Source organism: Pseudomonas sp. 10S5 (assembly GCF_035019745.1).
Lineage (GTDB): Bacteria > Pseudomonadota > Gammaproteobacteria > Pseudomonadales > Pseudomonadaceae > Aquipseudomonas.
The window spans coordinates 156,568-175,564 of the sequence record NZ_JASJVL010000006.1 but is presented as its reverse complement, the minus strand read 5'-3'; the positions used below and the strand labels follow the sequence as shown (position 1 = coordinate 175,564).

The window sequence follows — 18,997 nt, the reverse complement described above, 5'->3', positions numbered from 1 at the left end:
GGTAGCGTCAGCCATGTATAAGCTCTGCTTTTTTGTTCCACAGAGCCATGTAGACGAGGTCAAAAACGCTGTATTCGCTGCCGGTGCGGGTCGGATTGGCGCCTATGATCATTGCTCATGGCAAGTACTCGGGCAAGGGCAGTTCTGCCCGCTGGACGGCAGTCAGCCGTTCAGGGGGATCAGGGGCGAAATTGAGCAGTTGCAGGAATGGAAAGTCGAGCTGGTTGTCGCAGATGAGTTGATCGCTCACGTAGTTGTGGCTCTTAAACAGAGTCACCCCTACGAAATCCCGGCGTATGAAGTGTGGCGGTTGGCTGACTTCTGAGACACCGCAGATTATCTTCTGATGCCATCTGGGCCGCGAGAGACTCTCAGCGTTAAGGGTCAACCCCCCACAAGCATCGGTCGTATAGCCTTGCTCAATCCTTGAGCTCGATCGCCGACCAGTACATGCCATACGCCATCTTCCAATTGACTCAATCCCAAACATCCCAGTGCCTTCAGTTGGCTTTCAGCCAGTTGATAGTCCGCATCTATCTGTACGCGCAGACGCGTCAGCGCTATACAATCGACTTGCCTTACATGGTTACCACCCAATGCGGCTAGCCATTGTTGCGCTTCTTCATTCGCTACCGGCTGCACCTGTGGCTCTATGGTCGGGGGGGTCACCGGCAGCGGCGATACGCTGGTATTAGGCAGGGCTATTCGCAGTTCGTCTGCCAGGCTGTCAGCCATGGGTCCGACGACCACCTGCAGACTTCCTGCATTGCCTGGACGCACAATGGCCATTGCGCCTAAAGCCTTAAGTTCACTGTCGATGGCCTTGCTGCGGTCTACCAGGTTCAAGCGCAGACGTGTAGTACAAGCGTCGATGCTGAGTAGGTTAGCCGCCCCCCCGAACGCATGAATGTATGCACCGGCGCGTTCGCTTTGAGGTACTAGAGCGTCTCTGTTGACCAGTTGTTCGCGCCCCGGGGTTTTTAAATTGAAGCGGCGAATGCAGTAATCGAACACTGCGTAGTACACCGCTGCATAGAGCAGTCCCAGCGGAAAAATCATCCACCCATTGGTGGACTTGCCCCAGCCTAGAGCCAAGTCAATGGCGCCACCGGAAAAGGTGAATCCCAAGTGGATATTGAGCAGGTCAGTCAGGGTCATCGACAACCCCGTCAACAGTGCGTGAATCAGGTACAGCAGGGGCGCGAGGAACATGAAGGCGAATTCCACCGGCTCGGTGACACCGGTCAAAAAGGAGGTCAAGGCCATCGACAGCAATACTCCGCCGATTAATTTACGCTGGCTCGGCAAAGCATTTCGGTACATCGCCAGACACGCGGCGGGTAAGCCGAACATCATTATCGGGAACATACCGGTCATGAACTGACCACCTTCCGGATCGCCTGCGAAATAGCGAGCCAAGTCACCCGTGACCACTCGCCCGGTTTCCGGGTCAGTAAAGGTTCCGAAGACGAACCACACCAGGTTGTTCAAAATGTGGTGCAGGCCGGTAATAATTAAAATTCGGTTCATGACACCAAAGGCAAAGGCGCCAACGCTACCGCTCTCCAGCATCATCTTGCCGAGGCTGTTGATGCCACCTTGTAACGGCGGCCATATCAGCCCAAATATTAATCCGAGCACCACGGCGGTTAAGCCAGTGACGATGGGCACGAAGCGCCGTCCGCCGAAGAATGCCAAATACTCCGGAAGCTTAATGTCCTTGAACCGGTTATAGAGCGTTCCCCCGACTAGCCCGCTGATGATCCCCGCCAAAATGCCCATGTCAATTTTGGGGTCCAGCACTTTGAGTGCTGAAACCATCACCAGATAACCAATGGCGCCGGCCAATCCAGCCGTACCGTTGTTGTCGCGGGCGAAACCCACGGCAATGCCGATGGCGAAAATCAGCGCGAGATTGGCGAAAATTGCGTTGCCAGCGGCATGGACGATGGCGATGTTTAGCAAGTCAGTATCACCGAGGCGCAGCAACAGGCCGGCGATGGGCAAGATGGCGATGGGTAACATCAGGGCGCGGCCAAGGCGTTGTAAACCTTCGATCAGGTGCTGGTACATGGCGGTTTTCCTTATTATTGTTATACGAAGGCGTGGTGCTTCAAATATTGTTGACATGCCAGACGTACCGCTTGAGCACTGTTCAAGCTGAGCAGCGATCGGCTCCAGGGCTGGCAGTCAGCCAGGTCTAACATGCGCACCTGCGCCTTGATTTCCCCAATCAATGGTCGGCTGACCGACAGTTCACGCACGCCAAGGCCAATCAGCGCCGCAGTCGCTAGCGGGTCTGACGCCAACGCCCCGCATACACCTACCCAGCGGTGGTGGCGTGCAGCACCGACACAGGTCATTTCGATCAGTCGCAACAGCGCGGGATGAAGGGCATCCACCCGCGCCGCAAGTCCCGCATGGTCACGGTCCATGGCCAAGGTGTATTGAGAAAGGTCGTTAGTGCCGATAGACAAAAAATCCGCATGTTCGGCCAATTGCTCAGCCATTAGCGCCGCGGAGGGCACCTCGATCATGACTCCAAGTTGTGCACGGTGGGCAATCCCGAGCTCGGCGCTCAGCGCCTCCAAGCGCTGGCGAATGTTCAACAACTCATCCACTTCGCTGACCATGGGCAACAGGATTCGGCACCGCTGCTGCGGGCTCACCCTGAGCAAGGCGCGCAATTGTTGGTCGAGAAGTTCTGGACGCAGCTGACCGAGGCGAATGCCGCGCAAGCCCAATACCGGGTTGGCTTCGGCGGGCAACGGCAGATACGCCAGTTGCTTGTCACCCCCGATGTCAATCGTACGGATAATTACCGATTTATCGCCCATGGCGTCCAGCACGCCTTGATAGGCCGTCCATTGTTCGTGCTCATCTGGCGCGGTGGTGCGATCAACGAACAAAAACTCGGTACGCAACAACCCTACACCGTCCGCACCCGCCGCATGGGCCTCCGCCGCCTCTGCGCGGGAGGCAACATTGGCGGCCACTTCAATGGTCACGCCATCCACGGTAACGGCAGGAACATGAGCAAACTGTTGCTGGTTGCGTCGTTGCCGACCCCATTGCTGCTGGCGCTCGATGACCTGTTGTAGGCGCTGGGTGCTGGGTATCAGTTCCAACGTTCCGTCGTCGGCATTAAGGACAACGGTATTGCCTGGTGGCTGGTTCAGCAATACCGGACCCAATGCCACCACGCACGGCAGGCCTTTGCCCCGCGCCAGAATCGCCACATGCGAGGTGGCGCCACCCTCGGCCATGCATAGACCGGCAACCTGATGCTGGCTGAGCATCAGCAAGTCGGAAGGCGTCAGCTCCTCGGCGACGACAATTGCACCGCTTGGAATATCAAGGCGTAGGGCGTCACCGAGCAAGGCCCGCAACACCCGCTGACGTAAATCTCGAAGATCGTTGGCGCGCTCGGCGAGCAACGGTTTGCCTAATGCCTGCAACACGTCGCATTGCGCAAGCAGAACCTGGCTCCAGGCGTGGGCCGCGGCGCTACCTTGATCAATGGCGAGTGTGGCGCCATCCAATAGCACTGGGTCTTCCAGCAGTGCCAAATGAGTGGCGAAGATCGCCGTCTCTTGCTGGTCACCGCGTTGTTCGGCAGCGTGCATTGTCCCTTGAATCTCAGCGGCTACCTGCTGCAATGCAAGTTGCAGGGCATGACGCTGCTCGCGAGCGACATGCTGCCCGGGATCGCTTGGGAGGTGAACCGAGTTCAACCGAAACAGCGGACCGCTCACCAGGCCCGGCGAGGCACAGACGCCTTGCAATACACCGACTTTAGACGCTGGGTGATCAGTCACGAGCGGCGCAGGGAGGTGTAGGGGCTTATCGTGGGGTGAAGGGATGGACAATGCGTTAAGCAACGCCTGCAGTGCAGCCTCACAGTCCTCACCCCTGCAGACGACCTCGACTTCGTCTTGCTCGGCGACCCCTAAACCCATGATCCCAACCAAACTCTCGGATGAGCTGCTACGCCCTGAAAAATGCAGTTCGGACTGGCTGATAAAGCCTTGAGCGGTTTGACGCAGCAACGCTGCCGGGCGCGCGTGCAGGCCACCGCTGTGGGCAACACGGACGCGTCCACGTACTTGCGAAATATTAGAGCTGCGACCTGAGTCGAAAGGTAGTTTCGACAACAATGCGCTGACGTTAAGCAGCGGCTGGCCTAGGGTCACCGATGACACGCCCGCGATCGGTATTGACTTGAAGCGGTCACCGTTGACCAAGACCAAGGTGCTGATCAGGCTGGTGGAATGTTGTGCGATGCGGTCCAGATCGAAGCGCAGCAGCGCCTGACCTTCGCTGACGCGGGAGCCTTCCTCGACCAGTGCAGTAAAACCGTCACCTGCGAGAGCAACCGTGTCCAGGCCGATATGCAGTAAAAATTCGGCGCCGTTGTCCGCGCGCAACGTTACCGCGTGCAGGGTGCGTGCGATATGCACAATGACCCCGGGGCAAGGCGCGCAGAGGCAATCGTTGGTGGGGTCAATCGCAATCCCATCACCTAGGGCACCGCTAGCAAACACCGGATCAGGGACTTGCGACAGTGCTATTACCGGGCCGCTGAGGGGCGCGCTGAGAATCAAATCCTTATTATTATGCATGGCGCATTCTCATTCAGTGAGTGAGGGTAACTTTGCTCAAGTGCCGGGGTTGATCAGGGTCCATGCCGCGGGCCTTGGCCAAATGAGCGGCCATGACGTAGAAGCTTTGTATGGCAAGTATCGGATCCAGGGCGGGATGGGCCGCACGGCTTAGGGTCAAGTCACGTTGCTCGATGTCGTCCGGTGCGGCCAACAGCACGCGAGCTCCTTGTTTGCGCATGTCTGCGGCAAAGCTCAGCAGGCCTGTCTGCTCAGCACCACGTGGGGCGAAAATAAGGAGTGGGTAGTCTTCGCCAACCAATGCCATGGGACCGTGGCGCACCTCAGCACTGCTGAACGCTTCGGCTTGAATCGATGACGTTTCCTTGAATTTAAGCGCTGCTTCTTGAGCGATGGCAAACCCGGCGCCACGGCCGATCACCAATAGCTGCTGGCAGTCACGCAGCACGTCGACGGCTGCGCTCCAGTCCTGTTGAGCGGCGTTACGCAAGTTTTCCGGCAGGATTAAGCCGGCTGCTAATAGCGCGTCGTCCTGTTGCCAATGACCAATCAAACGGGCGCTGGCACTTAACGTAGCGATGAAGCTCTTGGTTGCCGCGACGCTGCGTTCGGCCCCGGCGCAGAGCGGCAACACATATTCGCTGGCAGCTTCCAGCGGTGATTGTTCGGCATTGACCAAAGCAATGCTCAAGGCTCCGCGCTCCCGCAATGTGCGCAAACTGTCTACAAGGTCGGGGCTTTGACCTGATTGAGAGAAAGCGAAAACCGTCTGCCCAAGAACGTGCATTGGCGAATGCTGCAACGTCACCACTGACATCGGTAACGAGGCCACCGGTACACCGGTCAGTTGCATGGTCAGGTAGGCGAAGTAGCTCGCGGCATGGTCTGAACTGCCACGGGCGACGGTCATGATCACATTCGGCGCCGCGCCGCGCAGGCGTTTAGCGACTCGTATCAGGGACGGGTCCATCTTGTGTAATTGGCGCTCGACCGCGTCGCTGGACGATAGGGCTTCTTCAAGCATTTTTGAGTTCAATGGCTTCTCCTTCGACCATGACGGCTTGCACATTCAGTGAACGATCCAGTACGACGCAATCAGCCCAGCTCCCAGTTTGCAAGCGCCCACGCTCTTCCAAACCCAAATAATCTGCGGGAAATTGTGACAAACGTTGTGATGCTTCAGGCAATGACACGCCGATTTTCACCAAGTTGCGCAGGGCTTGGTCCATGGTCAGGGTGCTTCCGGCCAGAGTGCCGTCTTCTAAACGAACGCCACCCAGGCATTTAGTGACCGTGTGGCTGCCGAGTTTGTATTCGCCATCGGGCATGCCTGCCGCCGCAGTGGAATCGGTGACGCAATAGAGCCGCGGGATGGCCCGCAGGGCGACGCGCATGGCGCCGGGGTGGACGTGCAACAGGTCAGGAATCAATTCGGCGTAATTCGCGTGGGCCAGCGCAGCGCCAACAATTCCTGGTTCGCGGTGGTGCAGTGCGCTCATCGCGTTGTACAGGTGAGTGAAGCTGGATGCTCCCGCATCGAGGGCGGCAACACCTTCTTCGTAGCTGCCCAACGTGTGACCCAGTTGCAGCCTTATGCCGCGTTGGCTCAGCTCGCGGATCAGTTGTAGATGCCCGGCAATTTCCGGGGCAATGGTGATCACTCGGATTGGCGCCAGGCTTAGGTAATGCTCTATTTCGGACAGCAACGCGGTGTGGGCGAAATTGGGTTGTGCGCCTAGCTTGCTGGGGTTGATGAATGGCCCCTCCAGATGTACACCCAACACCCGCGCGGTGCCGGGTTGTCGTTGCTCGCAATAGCTACCCAGCGCACTCAACACCTCGCTGACTTCTTCAGGAGGAGCGGTCATGGTTGTGGCTAATAATGACGTGGTGCCGAAGCGCAGGTGGGTACGGGCAATGGTGTCGAAAGCCTCGCGGCCTTGCATGATGTCTTGACCGCCACCCCCGTGAATATGCAGATCGATAAAGCCGGGCAGCAGGTATGGTTTATTGTTGGTTTGCGGCTCGCAATGTTGACCCCGGATAGCGCTCACGCGCCCGTCTTGATGTTCCAGATGGCCGAGAATCCAGCCCTGTGGCGTGAGAATGTTGTGTTCGGACATCAGTAGCCCCGGCAGTTTACTTTGAAAAAAAGTCATTCAGCGACGAAGTTCGGCGACGAAATCGTAATAGTCGTCACGGCAGTAGGTGTCTGTTAGCTCGATGGGTGTGTTGTCTTCGAGGTAACCGATGCGCGTCATCAACAGCATGGCAGTGCCGGTTTCGATGCCGACCAGCGTGGCGAACTCAGCCGAGGCATTGATAGCGCGAATGTGTTGCAGGGCGCGTACGACAGGGCGGCCAATGCTGTCCAGGTGCGCATAAAGCGAATCACCTACAGCGTGGGGGTCGGGTAACAATTTAGCGGGTAGGGCCGTCATTTCGATGGCCATGACGATTCCGTCGGCTGTTCGTAAACGCTTGAGGCGCGCGACGTTGTCGATGGGCGATAGGCTCAATCGAATCAATTCATCGTGTGTTGGCAGGGCTATTTCGCGCTTGATCCATTGCGACCCAGGCGTAAACCCTTTCATTTGGAGCATTTCGCTGAAGCTGGAAGCCGTGACAACGGTTGTTCCAAGCGCGGCGTGATGAACGTGCCGGAGCCTTGATGGCGTCGGATCAAACCTTGATCAAAGAGAATTTCCAGTGCTTTGCGTGCAGTAACGCGAGAGATACCAAGCAGCTCGCTCAAGCTGCGTTCAGACGGCAGGGCCTGCTCGGCTTTCCATTGGCCAGCATGAATGGCGGCTTCGATATTACGAGCAAGCTGTAAGTAGAGGGGAGTTGCCTGGGTGTCGTCTGGCCGTAAGGCAGAGATCGGGTTCATGTCGCAGTCCAAAGTCGATATGACGCCAAGCTAATACCACGTCAATACCAATAAAAGACCACTTGGCGGAGTAAGCGGGATACGCCCGATAGTCAGGGACGAATTTCAATCATGGTGCCGTCTTTTACCAAGCTCCAGACTTCTCGCATGTCGATGTTATTCATGGCAATACAGCCATCTGTCCAATCCAGTGTCTGGAAGTACCATTCCGGGTAGTTCTCATCAACCGGGGTGCCGTGAATCATGATCATGCTGCCCGGACTAACCCCTTCGCGTCGGGCGCGAGCCGAGTCGTTGATGTTGGGATAAGAGATGTGCATCGATAAGTTGTAGGCGTCGCTGACTTTGCGCCAGTCCAGCCAGTAAAACCCTTCGGGCGTGTGTCGGTCGCCTTCGCGCAGCTTTTGTCCTTTAGGGAATTTGCCCAGTGAAACGCGATAGGTTTTCAGTGCTTCGCCGTGACTGATCAATTGCAGCTGATGCGCGGATTTGAGGACCAGTATTTTGTCGACCGGGCGGTCTGAGATGTCTTGAGTGTCGATGACCTTTTGCCCCAAAAACGCTTGCTCGCTACCCTTTGGGACAATGCTTTTAATAAATTCAGCCTGCGAAAGCGACGCGAAGCACAAGCAGAAAACGGTGAGCAACCAACGCATTGAAACGGTATCCCTGGGTAAAGTAAGGGCTGCCTTGGCGGGCAGCACCGTGGAATCAGGTTTTTTTCGTCGGATGCGAGGCCAAAATGGCTTCCGATCGTACTGGATAAACCTGCTCGATCCGGTCGGCGTAAAAACATTCTAAAGTACGCCTCACCGTCATGAAAGCCAGCTCTGACCATGGAATTTCGGCCTCTTCGAAGAGCCTGACTTCAAGGCTCTCGACACCGGCTGCAAAGTCCATATTGACCAGATCAGCGCGATAAAACACGTGAACCTGGCTGATATGGGGCACGTCGACCAGCATGTACAGCGTCATGTTGCTCAACGTCGCGCAGGCTTCTTCGACGGTTTCGCGGCGAGCAGCCTCTTCAAGGGTCTCGCCGTTCTCCATGAAGCCGGCTGGCAAAGTCCAGAACCCGAGGCGCGGCTCAATGGCGCGACGACATAAAAGCACCTGTGTCCCCCAAACCGCTACGGCCCCGGCGACGATATTTGGATTTTGGTAATGAACAGTCTGGCATGTTTCGCAAACGAAACGCAGGCGACTGTCCCCGTCGGGGATGCGCTGGACGACCGGTTTACCGCAGTGGCTGCAGAATTTCATACGGGCTGGATTCCTGAAAGCAGTGGCTATCTTGGCTTGACGCATCAAGGTCGGCAAGTCGCTGGTGCAATTGAAGGAGAAGGGCGTCGTGATGAACTGTCTTACAAGGGCTTGGGCACTTCGCCGCTTTGGTGCATGATGCCAAACAAGCAACAGAACCGAGATTCCCATGCTGGACGAGCTACTTCGCCGCGTAAGCAGTCACACACCTAACACGCTTGAGGCGGGCCGAGGCTTTCCCGAGGCCGCGGTCTTATTGCCCATCACTCGCAGCGAACAACCGGAGTTGATATTGACCCTGCGCGCCAGCGGTCTGTCGACCCATGGCGGAGAGGTGGCGTTTCCTGGAGGTCGTCGTGATCCCGGTGATCCGGACCTGGTGTTCACCGCGCTGCGCGAAGCCGAAGAGGAAATCGGTTTGCCACCGGGACTGGTCGAGATCATCGGTCCACTTAGCCCGCTGATTTCCAAGCACGGCATTTTGGTCACGCCCTACGTGGGGTTGATTCCCGACTTTGTCGAATACTGCCCCAATGATGGCGAGATCGCCGCCGTGTTCAGCGTGCCACTGGAGTTCTTTCGTCAAGACACCCGCGAACACACCCATCGCATCGACTACCAAGGGCGCAGCTGGTATGTACCGTCGTACCGTTATGGGGAATTCAAGATATGGGGATTGACCGCAATTATGATCGTCGAGTTGGTCAATGTGTTGTACGACAGCAACATCAGCCTGCACACACCACCAGACCGTTTTATTACTTTCGATAGCTAGCGCTCCACCCACGGCCAAAGAGCCTTGAGGACAAACAAGATGAAATTCCGCTTGGGCGATTCCCGTGTAGAAACCGATCCTAAGAGCTGGGTCGCACCCACTGCCACACTGATTGGCAAAGTCAAACTTGAGGCGGGCGCCAGCGTCTGGTTCGGCGCCGTGTTGCGCGGCGACAACGAACTGATTCACATCGGCGAAAACAGTAACGTGCAGGACGGCACGGTAATGCACACCGACATGGGGTCGCCGTTGAACATCGGCAAAGGCGTAACCATTGGCCACAACGTGATGCTGCACGGCTGTACGATTGGTGATTACAGCCTGATTGGCATTAACTCGGTGATTCTCAATGGTGCGCAGATAGGCAAGCATTGTTTGATCGGCGCCAATTCGTTGATCGGCGAGGGGAAGGTTATTCCTGACGGCTCGCTGGTGATGGGTTCCCCTGGCAAAGTCATGCGCGAACTCACCGATGTGCAGAAAAAAATGCTTGAAGCCAGTGCCGCACATTACGTCCATAACGCCCAGCGCTATGCCCGTGATCTAGCGCCGCAGGACGATTGATGAACCCTGAAGGTCGCGTTGCGTCGCCTTGCGTCAGCATCTGTTGCCTGGATGACGCGGATGTATGCCTGGGCTGTCAGCGCACCGTTGAAGAAATCACCGGCTGGAACCGTATGGACAATGCCGAGCGTCGTGTGGTGCTGGGGTTATGTCATGAGCGGGCGCGGGCCAACGGCGTGCTTTGGCACGTGGGTGTAAAGCCGGCGTCCTGATTCGGCGGCTCGCTTGTCCGGGCTTGAGCCTCTGCCTGCCGCTTCGTGGTAAATTGCGCGACTTTCTTCTCATCCGAGTCGTGCGCCACCGTGGGCAAACTCGACGACCTGCTCCACGAGGACCTGAAATGACTCAAATCGGAACGCCGCTGTCGCCTACTGCAACCCGTGTAATGCTCTGTGGTTGCGGAGAGTTGGGCAAGGAAGTGGTCATCGAGCTTCAACGTCTGGGCGTTGAAGTGATTGCCGTAGACCGTTATGCCAACGCGCCCGCCATGCAGGTTGCACACCGTAGCCACGTCATTAACATGCTCGATGGTGCGGCTTTGCGTGCGGTGATCGAAGCCGAAAAACCGCACTACATCGTGCCGGAAATCGAAGCGATCGCCACCGCGACTCTGGTTGAACTTGAGTCTGAAGGCTTCACCGTCATTCCAACTGCTCGCGCCGCGCTGTTGACCATGAACCGCGAAGGCATTCGTCGCCTGGCGGCTGAAGAACTGGACTTGCCGACTTCGCCCTATCACTTCGCCGACACGTTCGAGGACTACAGCCAAGCTGTCGAAGACCTAGGGTTCCCGTGCGTGGTCAAGCCGGTCATGAGTTCGTCGGGTAAAGGCCAAAGCCTGCTGAAAAGCATCGACGACGTACAAAAAGCCTGGGACTACGCGCAAGAAGGCGGTCGCGCTGGCAAAGGTCGGGTGATCATCGAAGGCTTTATCGATTTCGAGTACGAAATTACCCTGCTGACTGTGCGTCACATCGGTGGCACGACATTCTGTGCGCCAGTCGGTCATCGTCAAGAGAAGGGCGATTATCAGGAATCCTGGCAGCCACAGGCCATGAGCCCTGCAGCATTGGCGGAATCGGAACGGGTTGCCCTCGCCGTGACCGAGGCCTTGGGTGGTCGCGGTGTGTTTGGCGTCGAGCTGTTCATCAAGGGCGATCAAGTGTGGTTCAGCGAAGTGTCACCGCGTCCGCATGACACGGGTCTGGTGACCCTTATTTCCCAAGACCTGTCGCAGTTCGCATTGCATGCGCGGGCGATCCTGGGTCTGCCAATTCCATTGATCCGCCAGTTTGGGCCATCGGCTTCGGCGGTGATTCTGGTCGAAGGCAAATCTACTCAAACCAGTTTTGCCAACTTGGGCGAGGCACTCAGCGAGCCTGACACCGCCTTGCGCTTGTTCGGCAAACCTGAGGTCAACGGCCAGCGCCGGATGGGCGTTGCCCTGGCCCGTGACGAATCCATTGAGTTGGCGCGGGCAAAAGCCATGCGCGCTTCGAGAGCGGTTAAGGTTCAGTTGTAATGAGATAAGCCGGGAGCCAGTCAAGCCATTCCCGGTGATTTCGGGAACGGCTTGACTGGCTCTATCAGGCAATCGTATCCAGCTCCCGTTCCCGGGTTTCTTTCAGGCAAAGCACAGCGATCAAACTAATTAGCGCCGCCGCCGACACATACCCTCCGACCCAGCTCAAACCACCCATTGCTACCAGCTTTTGCGCAAAAAACGGTGCCACGGATGCGCCGACGATGCCGCCCAGGTTGTAGGCTGCCGATGCGCCGGTATAGCGCACGCGAGTCGGAAACAGTTCGGGCAGCAGCGCCCCCATTGGCGCGAACGTTACACCCATCAAAAACAACTCGATGCACAAGAACAGCGCGACGCCGCCCGTAGTGCCGTGGGTCAGCAGCGGTTCCATGGTGAACCCGGAAAGCACCGCCAGTACGCCGCCAACAATCAACACTGGTTTGCGCCCGAAGCGATCACTTGCCCAAGCAGATAAGGGTGTGGCAGCGGCCATGAACAGAACGGCGAAACACAGCAGGGCCAGAAACGTCTCGCGGCTGTAGCCGAGAGAGGCTACGCCATAGCTCAAGGAAAATACCGTGGAGATGTAGAACAGCGCATAGCACACCACCATCGACGCCGCGCCCAGCAGCATTGGCCGCCAGTAGTGGGTGAATAGTTCAGCAATCGGTAATCTGACCTGCTCATGGCGAGCAATGGCATTGGCAAAGATGGGTGTTTCTTCAAGCTTCAACCGCACGTATAGACCCACCATTACTAGCAACGCACTGAGCAGAAACGGAATGCGCCAGCCCCATGAACGGAACTGTTCGTCGGTGAGGGTCATGGCCAGTGCCAGGAACAGCCCGTTGGCTACCAGAAAGCCAATCGAGGGGCCCAACTGTGGAAACATGCCAAACCAGGCGCGCTTGTCTTTGGGGGCGTTCTCCGTGGCGAGCAAGGCTGCGCCGCCCCATTCACCGCCGAGCCCAAGCCCTTGGCCGAAACGCAACACGCATAATAGCGTCGGCGCCCAGAAACCGATGGTGGCATAGCCCGGTAACACGCCGATCAGGGTCGTGCAGACACCCATCAGCATTAGCGAAGCAACCAGGGTCGATTTGCGCCCGATGCGGTCACCGAAGTGGCCGAAGAGCGCCGCGCCCAGTGGCCGTGCCAGAAAGGCGATGCCAAAGGTCAAAAACGCCGCCAGCATTTGCGCTGAACTTGACGTCTGCGGGAAAAATACCGGGCCGATTACCAGCGCGGCGGCGGTGGCATATACATAGAAGTCGTAGAACTCGATGGCGGTGCCAATGAAGCTGGCGATGGCGACGCGGCCGGTGGAGTTGGTTGGTTTGGTGGCGCAGGTGTCGTCATTGAAGGTTGTAGAGCTAGTCATGCAGGTGTCCCCGATGAAATTATTATTGTTTTATGGCTGCTTGCTTGCTGGGTGGGGCATTTTAGTACAGCGCCAGGCAGAAGCGCGAAGGGCTAGACCACGGCGCGAGTCATACCGTTGTGCCATATCATCACTCGGGTGACACGATTGTCTTCGGTCTCGAGAATTTCCAGTCGGTACGGCCCTATTTTCAGGCAAACCGAACTTTCCGGAATAGTTTCCAACGCTTCGGTCACCAGACCGTTGAGGGTCTTGGGACCGTCGGACGGCAAATGCCAGCCCAGAATTTTATTCAGTTCACGAATCGAGGCGGCGCCTTCAATGACCAGGCGCCCATCGGCTTGCGGATGGATATGGGGGTTATCCAGGTCCTGTTCGTTTTCAAACTCGCCGACGATCTCTTCGAGAATATCTTCCAGGCTGACGATACCCTGAACCTCGCCGTATTCGTCTACCACTACGCCAAGCCGACGCTGTTGTTTGTGGAAATTGAGCAGTTGCAGTTGCAGTGGGGTGCTTTCCGGCACGAAGTAGGGTTCGTAGCACGCCGCTTTGAGGTCGTCTTTGGTGAGTTTGGCGGTCGGCAGCAGGTGGCTGATCTGACGGGTATTGAGTACGCCCTCAACCTGATTGATGTCATTGTGATACACCGGCAGCCGCGTATGACGGGAAATGATCAACTGTTCGATGATTCGCTCGATGGTGTCATCCAGATTAATCCCATCAACTTCGCTGCGCGGCACCAGAATATCGTTGACGGTAATGCTGTCGAGCGCACGAATCCCCGAGATCATATGTGAGCGTGGTTGATGCTCCTGCGCGCCGTCGTGAAGCATGACCGCAAGGGGAATTTCATCGTCGTCCGCTTGACGGATATTCGGTTTGTCGGTGACACCGAAGGGGCGCAACAGTGCGTCGGCAATCGCCGAAAACAGCCAGGCCAGTGGGTAAAGAAGCTTCATTGGCAGGCGAAGGATGCTGTTGCCCAGCATCAGGATGGCATCGGGATAACGTGCGGCCAGCTTGCGAGGTATGAACTCGGCAAAGATCAGTAGCCCGCTGCTGACCAGAATCCATGCCAGCGTTGGGCCGTTGAAGTACCAGGAGTTCAGAGTCAGCAAGGTACTGATGATCGTGATCAGCACTTTGATGAGGGAGTTGCTCAGAATCAAGCTGGCGAGCTTGAACGCCAGTTTCGGTTTGGCGGCGTCGCTGCTTCGACTGCTGGGGCGTAACGCCTTCATATTGAGGTAAGCGGCTTCTACGGCGGTTATCAGGCCGGACCACAACAGTAGCAATACCAATACGCCGAGCATTGGGCCGATGGGCAAGTTATCCATGATCAAGCGCCCGTCAGATGTGCAGAATAAATTCGCGTACCAGCTTGCTGCCGAAAAACGCCAGCATCAGCAGGCAGAAACCGCCTAGGGTCAAACGGATAGCTTTGTGACCGCGCCAGCCGAGACGATTGCGCCCCCACAACAGCACGCTGAACACCAGCCAGGCCAAACAAGCGAGCAGCGTTTTATGTACCAGATGTTGAGCAAACAGGTTTTCGACAAACAACCAACCCGAGATCAGCGACAGGGAAAGCAAGATCCATCCCGCCCACAAGAAGCCGAACAACAGGCTTTCCATGGTTTGTAGTGGAGGGAAGTTTTTGATCAGGCCCGACGGATGTTTGTGCTTGAGGCGATGATCCTGCATCAGCAACAACAAGGCTTGTAAAACCGCAATGGTGAACATGCCATAGGCCAGAATCGACAGCACGATATGGCTCAGAATACCGGGCTCTTCGTTGATGATCTGTACCGTGCCGCTGGGGGCGAACTGGCTCAGAAGCGTCGTCATTAGACCTAACGGGAACACCAGCACCAGCAGGTTTTCCACCGGAATTCGTGCACAGGCGATCATCGTCACAACAATGATGGCGATAGCGATCATGCTGGCGGCGCTGAAAAAATCCAGCCCCAAGCCGATCGGTCGAATCAATTGGGAATAGAGAGCAACCGCATGGGCAATCACCGCAAAGCTGCCGAGCAAGCAAAGCAGCCGTTTATCGGCCTTGGCGCCTTGCTTCAAACGAAGCGCTTGGTAAAGGGTCGCAGCGGCGTAAAGGAAGGCGGCGGCGAGGCTAGTTAGCAGACTGGGTGGCAAGGGGAGCATAAATCCTGGTAGGCAAGCCCGAAAGGCGCTGAGTTTCGCATAGAACCGACATTTGACGAAAGACTACAGAAGCAGACTCCATGGTGTCCGTCCAGCAGAGTCTTCGCTATAATCCGCCACCTGCTCAAGTCGCAGGCTCGTCGCAGGCTATTTTCAGTAGCCGTTTTAGCCTCTGTTCAGGCGCAGGGCTACCACGAGCCGGGCCGCACCAACCGTGGGTTCACCAGGAACCTGAAAGGATCGCACATGTTTGAAAATCTTACCGAACGTCTGTCGCTGACGCTGCGCCATGTCACTGGCAAGGCCAAGCTGAACGAAGACAATATCAAGGATACGTTGCGCGAAGTGCGTATGGCGTTGCTCGAAGCCGACGTCGCCTTGCCGGTGGTCAAAGACTTCGTCAACAAGGTCAGAGACCGCGCCGTCGGCACCGAAGTGTCGCGCAGCCTGACACCGGGTCAGGCGTTCGTGAAGATCGTTCAGGCCGAACTTGAAGCATTGATGGGCGCGGCCAACGAAGATCTGGCACTCAACGTTACGCCACCGGCTGTCGTGCTAATGGCGGGTTTGCAGGGTGCGGGTAAAACCACCACCGCCGCTAAGTTGGCGCGTTTTCTAAAAGAACGCAGAAAGAAAAGCGTCATGGTGGTGTCGGTCGACGTCTATCGTCCTGCTGCCATCAAGCAGTTGGAAACCCTGGCCAACGAAGTCGGCGTTACCTTCTTCGCGTCCGATATCAGCCAGAAGCCAGTGGATATCGCACTGGCGGCGATTAAAGAAGCCACGCTCAAATTCATCGACGTCGTTATCGTCGATACCGCCGGCCGCTTGCACATCGATGTCGAGATGATGGGCGAGATCCAGGCGTTGCACGCGGCAGTGAAGCCGGCCGAAACCCTGTTCGTGGTTGACGCCATGACCGGTCAGGATGCCGCCAATACCGCCAAGGCCTTTGGCGATGCGCTGCCATTGACCGGTGTGATTCTGACCAAGGTCGACGGTGATGCACGCGGTGGTGCTGCGCTGTCGGTTCGGGCAATCACGGGCAAACCGATCAAGTTCATCGGTGTGGGCGAGAAGAGCGACGCGCTCGAACCGTTCCACCCGGACCGTATTGCGTCACGCATTCTCGGTATGGGCGATGTGCTCAGTCTGATTGAGCAAGCCGAGCAAGGTCTGGACAAAGAGAAAGCCGACAAGCTCGCGCAAAAACTGAAGAAAGGTAAGGGCTTCGACCTCGAAGACTTCCGCGATCAACTGCAACAGATGAAAAACATGGGCGGCTTAGGTGGCCTTATGGACAAGCTGCCAAGCATCGGCGGCATGAACGTGGCCCAAATGGGTAACGCTCAAGGCGCGGCCGAGAAGCAGTTCAAGCAGATGGAAGCCATCATCAATTCGATGACGCCTGCCGAGCGCCGAGACCCTGACCTGATCAGCGGCTCGCGCAAGCGCCGGATCTCCCTGGGTTCAGGTACTCAGGTGCAGGACATCGGGCGTCTGATCAAGCAGCACAAGCAAATGCAGAAAATGATGAAAAAATTCTCTGCGAAAGGCGGCATGGCAAAAATGATGCGCGGAATGGGCTCAATGATGCCCGGCCGCACTGGCCCGAAAATGTAATTGCAGTGCCCTCATATGGAGGTTCGCCTCCAGTAATCCTGCTTTTGGCGGGATTGAAATGCCGCTGTTTACAGCGGCTCCATAGCAGATCTCGATGGCATGCCGGTAGGCGCCTGAAAAAGACATTTGCAAAAGTGCGGATATTCCTTAGAATATGCGGCCTTTCGGGCACCTATGCCCGTTGTGCATCTTAGATTTGCAGCACGACTACAGGAACGATGCTTATATGCTTACCATCCGTCTTGCCCTCGGCGGCTCCAAAAAGCGCCCGTTTTACCATTTGACCGTGACCGACAGCCGCAACCCGCGCGACGGTTCACACAAAGAACAAGTTGGTTTCTTTAACCCGGTTGCTCGTGGTCAAGAAATCCGCCTGTCTGTGAATAACGAACGCGTTGCCTACTGGCTGAGCGTTGGTGCACAACCTTCTGAGCGCGTTGCTCAGTTGTTGAAGGACAATGCTAAGGCTGCGGCCTGAGCAATATGAACGCGACGCCAACCATTGCAGATGATTTGATCGTTATCGGCAAGATCTACTCGATTCACGGCGTTCGCGGCGAAGTGAAGGTTTTTTCCTTTACTGATCCAATTGGTAACCTCCTGGATTACAAACACCTCACGCTTCGGCGCGACGGTGAAGTACGACAGGTAGAGCTGGTCAGTGGACGCTTGCAAAACAAGTTCCTGGTCGCAAAGATCAAAGGTCTCGATGACCGTGAAGAAGCTCGTCTTCTGGCCGGTTTTGAAATCTGCGTTCCGCGTAACCTGTTCCCTGATCTGACCGACGGCGAGTACTACTGGTACCAGCTTGAAGGTCTCCAGGTCATCGACCACCTCGGGCAATTGCTCGGGAAGATTGATCATCTGCTGGAAACCGGCTCGAACGATGTAATAGTGGTCAAGCCTTGTGCAGGCAGCCTGGATGATCGCGAACGCTTGTTGCCCTATACAGAGCAATGCGTGTTGGCAGTCGACCTTGGTGCTGGCGAGATGAGGGTGGATTGGGATGCGGACTTCTAAGCGACATGGCTAGCCTACGCGTAGAAGTGATCAGTTTGTTCCCCGAGATGTTTTCCGCCATCAGCGACTACGGCATTACCAGCCGTGCGGTGAAACAAGGGCTGCTACAGCTGACTTGTTGGAATCCGCGGGACTACACCACTGATCGTCACCACACTGTTGATGATCGCCCTTTTGGCGGTGGTCCGGGCATGGTGATGAAGATCAAGCCTCTGGAAGATGCTCTGGTTCAGGCCAGGCATGCAGCAGGGGACGCGGCGAAGGTTATTTACCTGTCGCCACAAGGCCGTCAGCTGACTCAGTCGGCGGTACGCGAACTGGCGCAAGGGGAGGCTTTTATCCTCATCGCAGGTCGTTATGAAGGCATTGACGAGCGTTTTATTGAAGCTCATGTCGATGAAGAGTGGTCGATTGGCGACTATGTACTTTCCGGTGGCGAGCTGCCGGCGATGGTCCTGATAGATGCGGTTACGCGGCTGCTGCCTGGAGCTTTAGGGCATGCGGACTCTGCGGAGGAAGATTCCTTCACAGATGGTCTGCTGGATTGCCCGCACTACACCCGACCGGAGGTGTATGCGGATCAGCGTGTTCCCGACGTGTTGCTAAGTGGCAATCACGCACATATCCGGCGTTGGCGTTTACAGCAGTCCCTTGGGCGGACCTATGAACGACGACCCGATCTTCTGGAAAGCCGCTCGCTTTCTGGAGAAGAGAAAAAGCTGCTGGCGGAATATATTCGCGAGCGGGACGATAGTTAACGTATCGATGGTAGATCTTGATGATCTGCCTTAGGAGCACAGCATGACTAACAAAATCATTCTGCAACTCGAAGCTGAGCAGATGACTAAAGAGATCCCTCCCTTTGCCCCGGGCGACACTGTTGTCGTTCAGGTGAAAGTGAAGGAAGGCGACCGTTCGCGTCTGCAAGCGTTCGAAGGCGTAGTAATTGCCAAGCGTAACCGTGGTGTAAACAGTGCTTTCACTGTTCGTAAAATCTCCAACGGTGTTGGCGTTGAGCGTACTTTCCAGACCTACAGCCCGCAAATCGACAGTATGGCTGTGAAACGTCGCGGTGACGTTCGCAAAGCCAAGTTGTACTACCTGCGTGACCTGTCCGGTAAAGCAGCTCGCATCAAAGAAAAACTGTCCTGATTTCAGTTTTTCCCGA

Annotated in this window: 18 protein-coding genes and 2 pseudogenes; 10 read left to right on the top strand and 10 right to left on the bottom strand. The window is 56.5% G+C overall.

All coding sequences use genetic code 11. The features are described from left to right. The first annotated feature begins 13 nt into the window (after positions 1-13). Positions 14-325 carry a YqfO family protein gene (locus QN378_RS08415; RefSeq protein WP_322201522.1) on the top strand — a complete coding sequence of 104 codons (312 nt, stop codon included), beginning with the start codon at positions 14-16 and terminating at the stop codon, positions 323-325. Between the two features lie 59 nt (positions 326-384). On the opposite strand, the gene nagE is transcribed toward QN378_RS08415, so the two are convergent. The 7 genes and pseudogenes from nagE to QN378_RS08380 form a co-directional block, all read right to left on the bottom strand. Beyond that, positions 385-2,073, bottom strand: a complete 1,689-nt coding sequence (nagE, locus tag QN378_RS08410) for an N-acetylglucosamine-specific PTS transporter subunit IIBC (protein WP_322201524.1) — start codon at positions 2,071-2,073, stop codon at positions 385-387. Between the two features lie 20 nt (positions 2,074-2,093). Then, complete coding sequence (gene ptsP / locus QN378_RS08405) at positions 2,094-4,622, bottom strand: phosphoenolpyruvate--protein phosphotransferase (protein WP_323548985.1); 2,529 nt, start codon at positions 4,620-4,622, stop codon at positions 2,094-2,096. A 13-nt stretch (positions 4,623-4,635) separates the two neighbouring features. Continuing rightward, positions 4,636-5,658, bottom strand: a complete 1,023-nt coding sequence (locus QN378_RS08400) for an SIS domain-containing protein (RefSeq protein WP_322201528.1) — start codon at positions 5,656-5,658, stop codon at positions 4,636-4,638. Beyond that, complete coding sequence (nagA, locus tag QN378_RS08395) at positions 5,639-6,745, bottom strand: N-acetylglucosamine-6-phosphate deacetylase (protein ID WP_323548983.1); 1,107 nt, start codon at positions 6,743-6,745, stop codon at positions 5,639-5,641. Before nagA ends, QN378_RS08400 begins: the two co-directional genes overlap by 20 nt. Positions 6,746-6,781: 36 nt before the next feature. Continuing rightward, a pseudogene (locus tag QN378_RS08390) lies at positions 6,782-7,512 on the bottom strand (GntR family transcriptional regulator). Positions 7,513-7,604: 92 nt separating this feature from the next. After that, positions 7,605-8,021 (bottom strand): annotated as a pseudogene (locus tag QN378_RS08385) (L,D-transpeptidase family protein); the annotation flags it as partial. Between the two features lie 202 nt (positions 8,022-8,223). Next, entirely contained in the window at positions 8,224-8,775 is a 552-nt protein-coding gene (locus QN378_RS08380) for an NUDIX hydrolase (RefSeq protein ID WP_322201534.1), read from the bottom strand. Between the two features lie 169 nt (positions 8,776-8,944). Between QN378_RS08380 and QN378_RS08375 the strand changes: the two genes are divergently transcribed. From QN378_RS08375 to purT, 4 genes are all read left to right on the top strand, one after another. Then, positions 8,945-9,550 (top strand): CoA pyrophosphatase, encoded by a 606-nt coding sequence (locus QN378_RS08375; protein WP_322201536.1) that lies wholly within the window; start codon positions 8,945-8,947, stop codon positions 9,548-9,550. Positions 9,551-9,589: 39 nt separating this feature from the next. Then, on the top strand, positions 9,590-10,114 hold the full coding sequence (locus tag QN378_RS08370; RefSeq protein WP_322201538.1) for a gamma carbonic anhydrase family protein: 525 nt from the start codon (positions 9,590-9,592) through the stop codon (positions 10,112-10,114). Continuing rightward, positions 10,114-10,326: a DUF1289 domain-containing protein gene (locus QN378_RS08365; protein WP_322201540.1), complete on the top strand. Its 213-nt coding sequence runs from the start codon at positions 10,114-10,116 to the stop codon at positions 10,324-10,326. The genes QN378_RS08370 and QN378_RS08365 overlap by 1 nt, the downstream gene beginning before the upstream one ends. Before the next feature lie 128 nt (positions 10,327-10,454). Continuing rightward, positions 10,455-11,636, top strand: coding sequence for a formate-dependent phosphoribosylglycinamide formyltransferase (gene purT / locus QN378_RS08360; RefSeq protein WP_322201542.1), 1,182 nt, complete (start codon positions 10,455-10,457; stop codon positions 11,634-11,636). Positions 11,637-11,700: 64 nt separating this feature from the next. On the opposite strand, the gene QN378_RS08355 is transcribed toward purT, so the two are convergent. The 3 genes from QN378_RS08355 to QN378_RS08345 form a co-directional block, all read right to left on the bottom strand. After that, complete coding sequence (locus QN378_RS08355; RefSeq protein ID WP_323548982.1) at positions 11,701-13,020, bottom strand: MFS transporter; 1,320 nt, start codon at positions 13,018-13,020, stop codon at positions 11,701-11,703. A 92-nt stretch (positions 13,021-13,112) separates the two neighbouring features. Then, positions 13,113-14,360 carry an HlyC/CorC family transporter gene (locus tag QN378_RS08350; protein ID WP_323548980.1) on the bottom strand — a complete coding sequence of 416 codons (1,248 nt, stop codon included), beginning with the start codon at positions 14,358-14,360 and terminating at the stop codon, positions 13,113-13,115. Positions 14,361-14,373: 13 nt separating this feature from the next. Beyond that, entirely contained in the window at positions 14,374-15,186 is an 813-nt protein-coding gene (locus QN378_RS08345) for a cytochrome C assembly family protein (protein WP_323548978.1), read from the bottom strand. 246 nt (positions 15,187-15,432) lie between these two features. Here QN378_RS08345 and ffh point away from each other — a divergent pair, with 246 nt between their 5' ends. From ffh to rplS, 5 genes are all read left to right on the top strand, one after another. After that, positions 15,433-16,809: a signal recognition particle protein gene (ffh, locus tag QN378_RS08340; RefSeq protein ID WP_322201550.1), complete on the top strand. Its 1,377-nt coding sequence runs from the start codon at positions 15,433-15,435 to the stop codon at positions 16,807-16,809. Positions 16,810-17,035: 226 nt separating this feature from the next. Beyond that, positions 17,036-17,287 carry a 30S ribosomal protein S16 gene (gene rpsP, locus QN378_RS08335; RefSeq protein WP_297846527.1) on the top strand — a complete coding sequence of 84 codons (252 nt, stop codon included), beginning with the start codon at positions 17,036-17,038 and terminating at the stop codon, positions 17,285-17,287. 5 nt (positions 17,288-17,292) lie between these two features. Next, positions 17,293-17,829, top strand: coding sequence for a ribosome maturation factor RimM (gene rimM, locus QN378_RS08330; RefSeq protein WP_322201552.1), 537 nt, complete (start codon positions 17,293-17,295; stop codon positions 17,827-17,829). Between the two features lie 5 nt (positions 17,830-17,834). After that, the gene (trmD, locus tag QN378_RS08325) at positions 17,835-18,587 is read left to right on the top strand and encodes a tRNA (guanosine(37)-N1)-methyltransferase TrmD (RefSeq protein WP_322201554.1); all 753 of its coding nucleotides are present in this window, start codon (positions 17,835-17,837) and stop codon (positions 18,585-18,587) included. A 43-nt stretch (positions 18,588-18,630) separates the two neighbouring features. Beyond that, entirely contained in the window at positions 18,631-18,981 is a 351-nt protein-coding gene (rplS, locus tag QN378_RS08320) for a 50S ribosomal protein L19 (protein WP_296248607.1), read from the top strand. Positions 18,982-18,997: the final 16 nt, after the last annotated feature.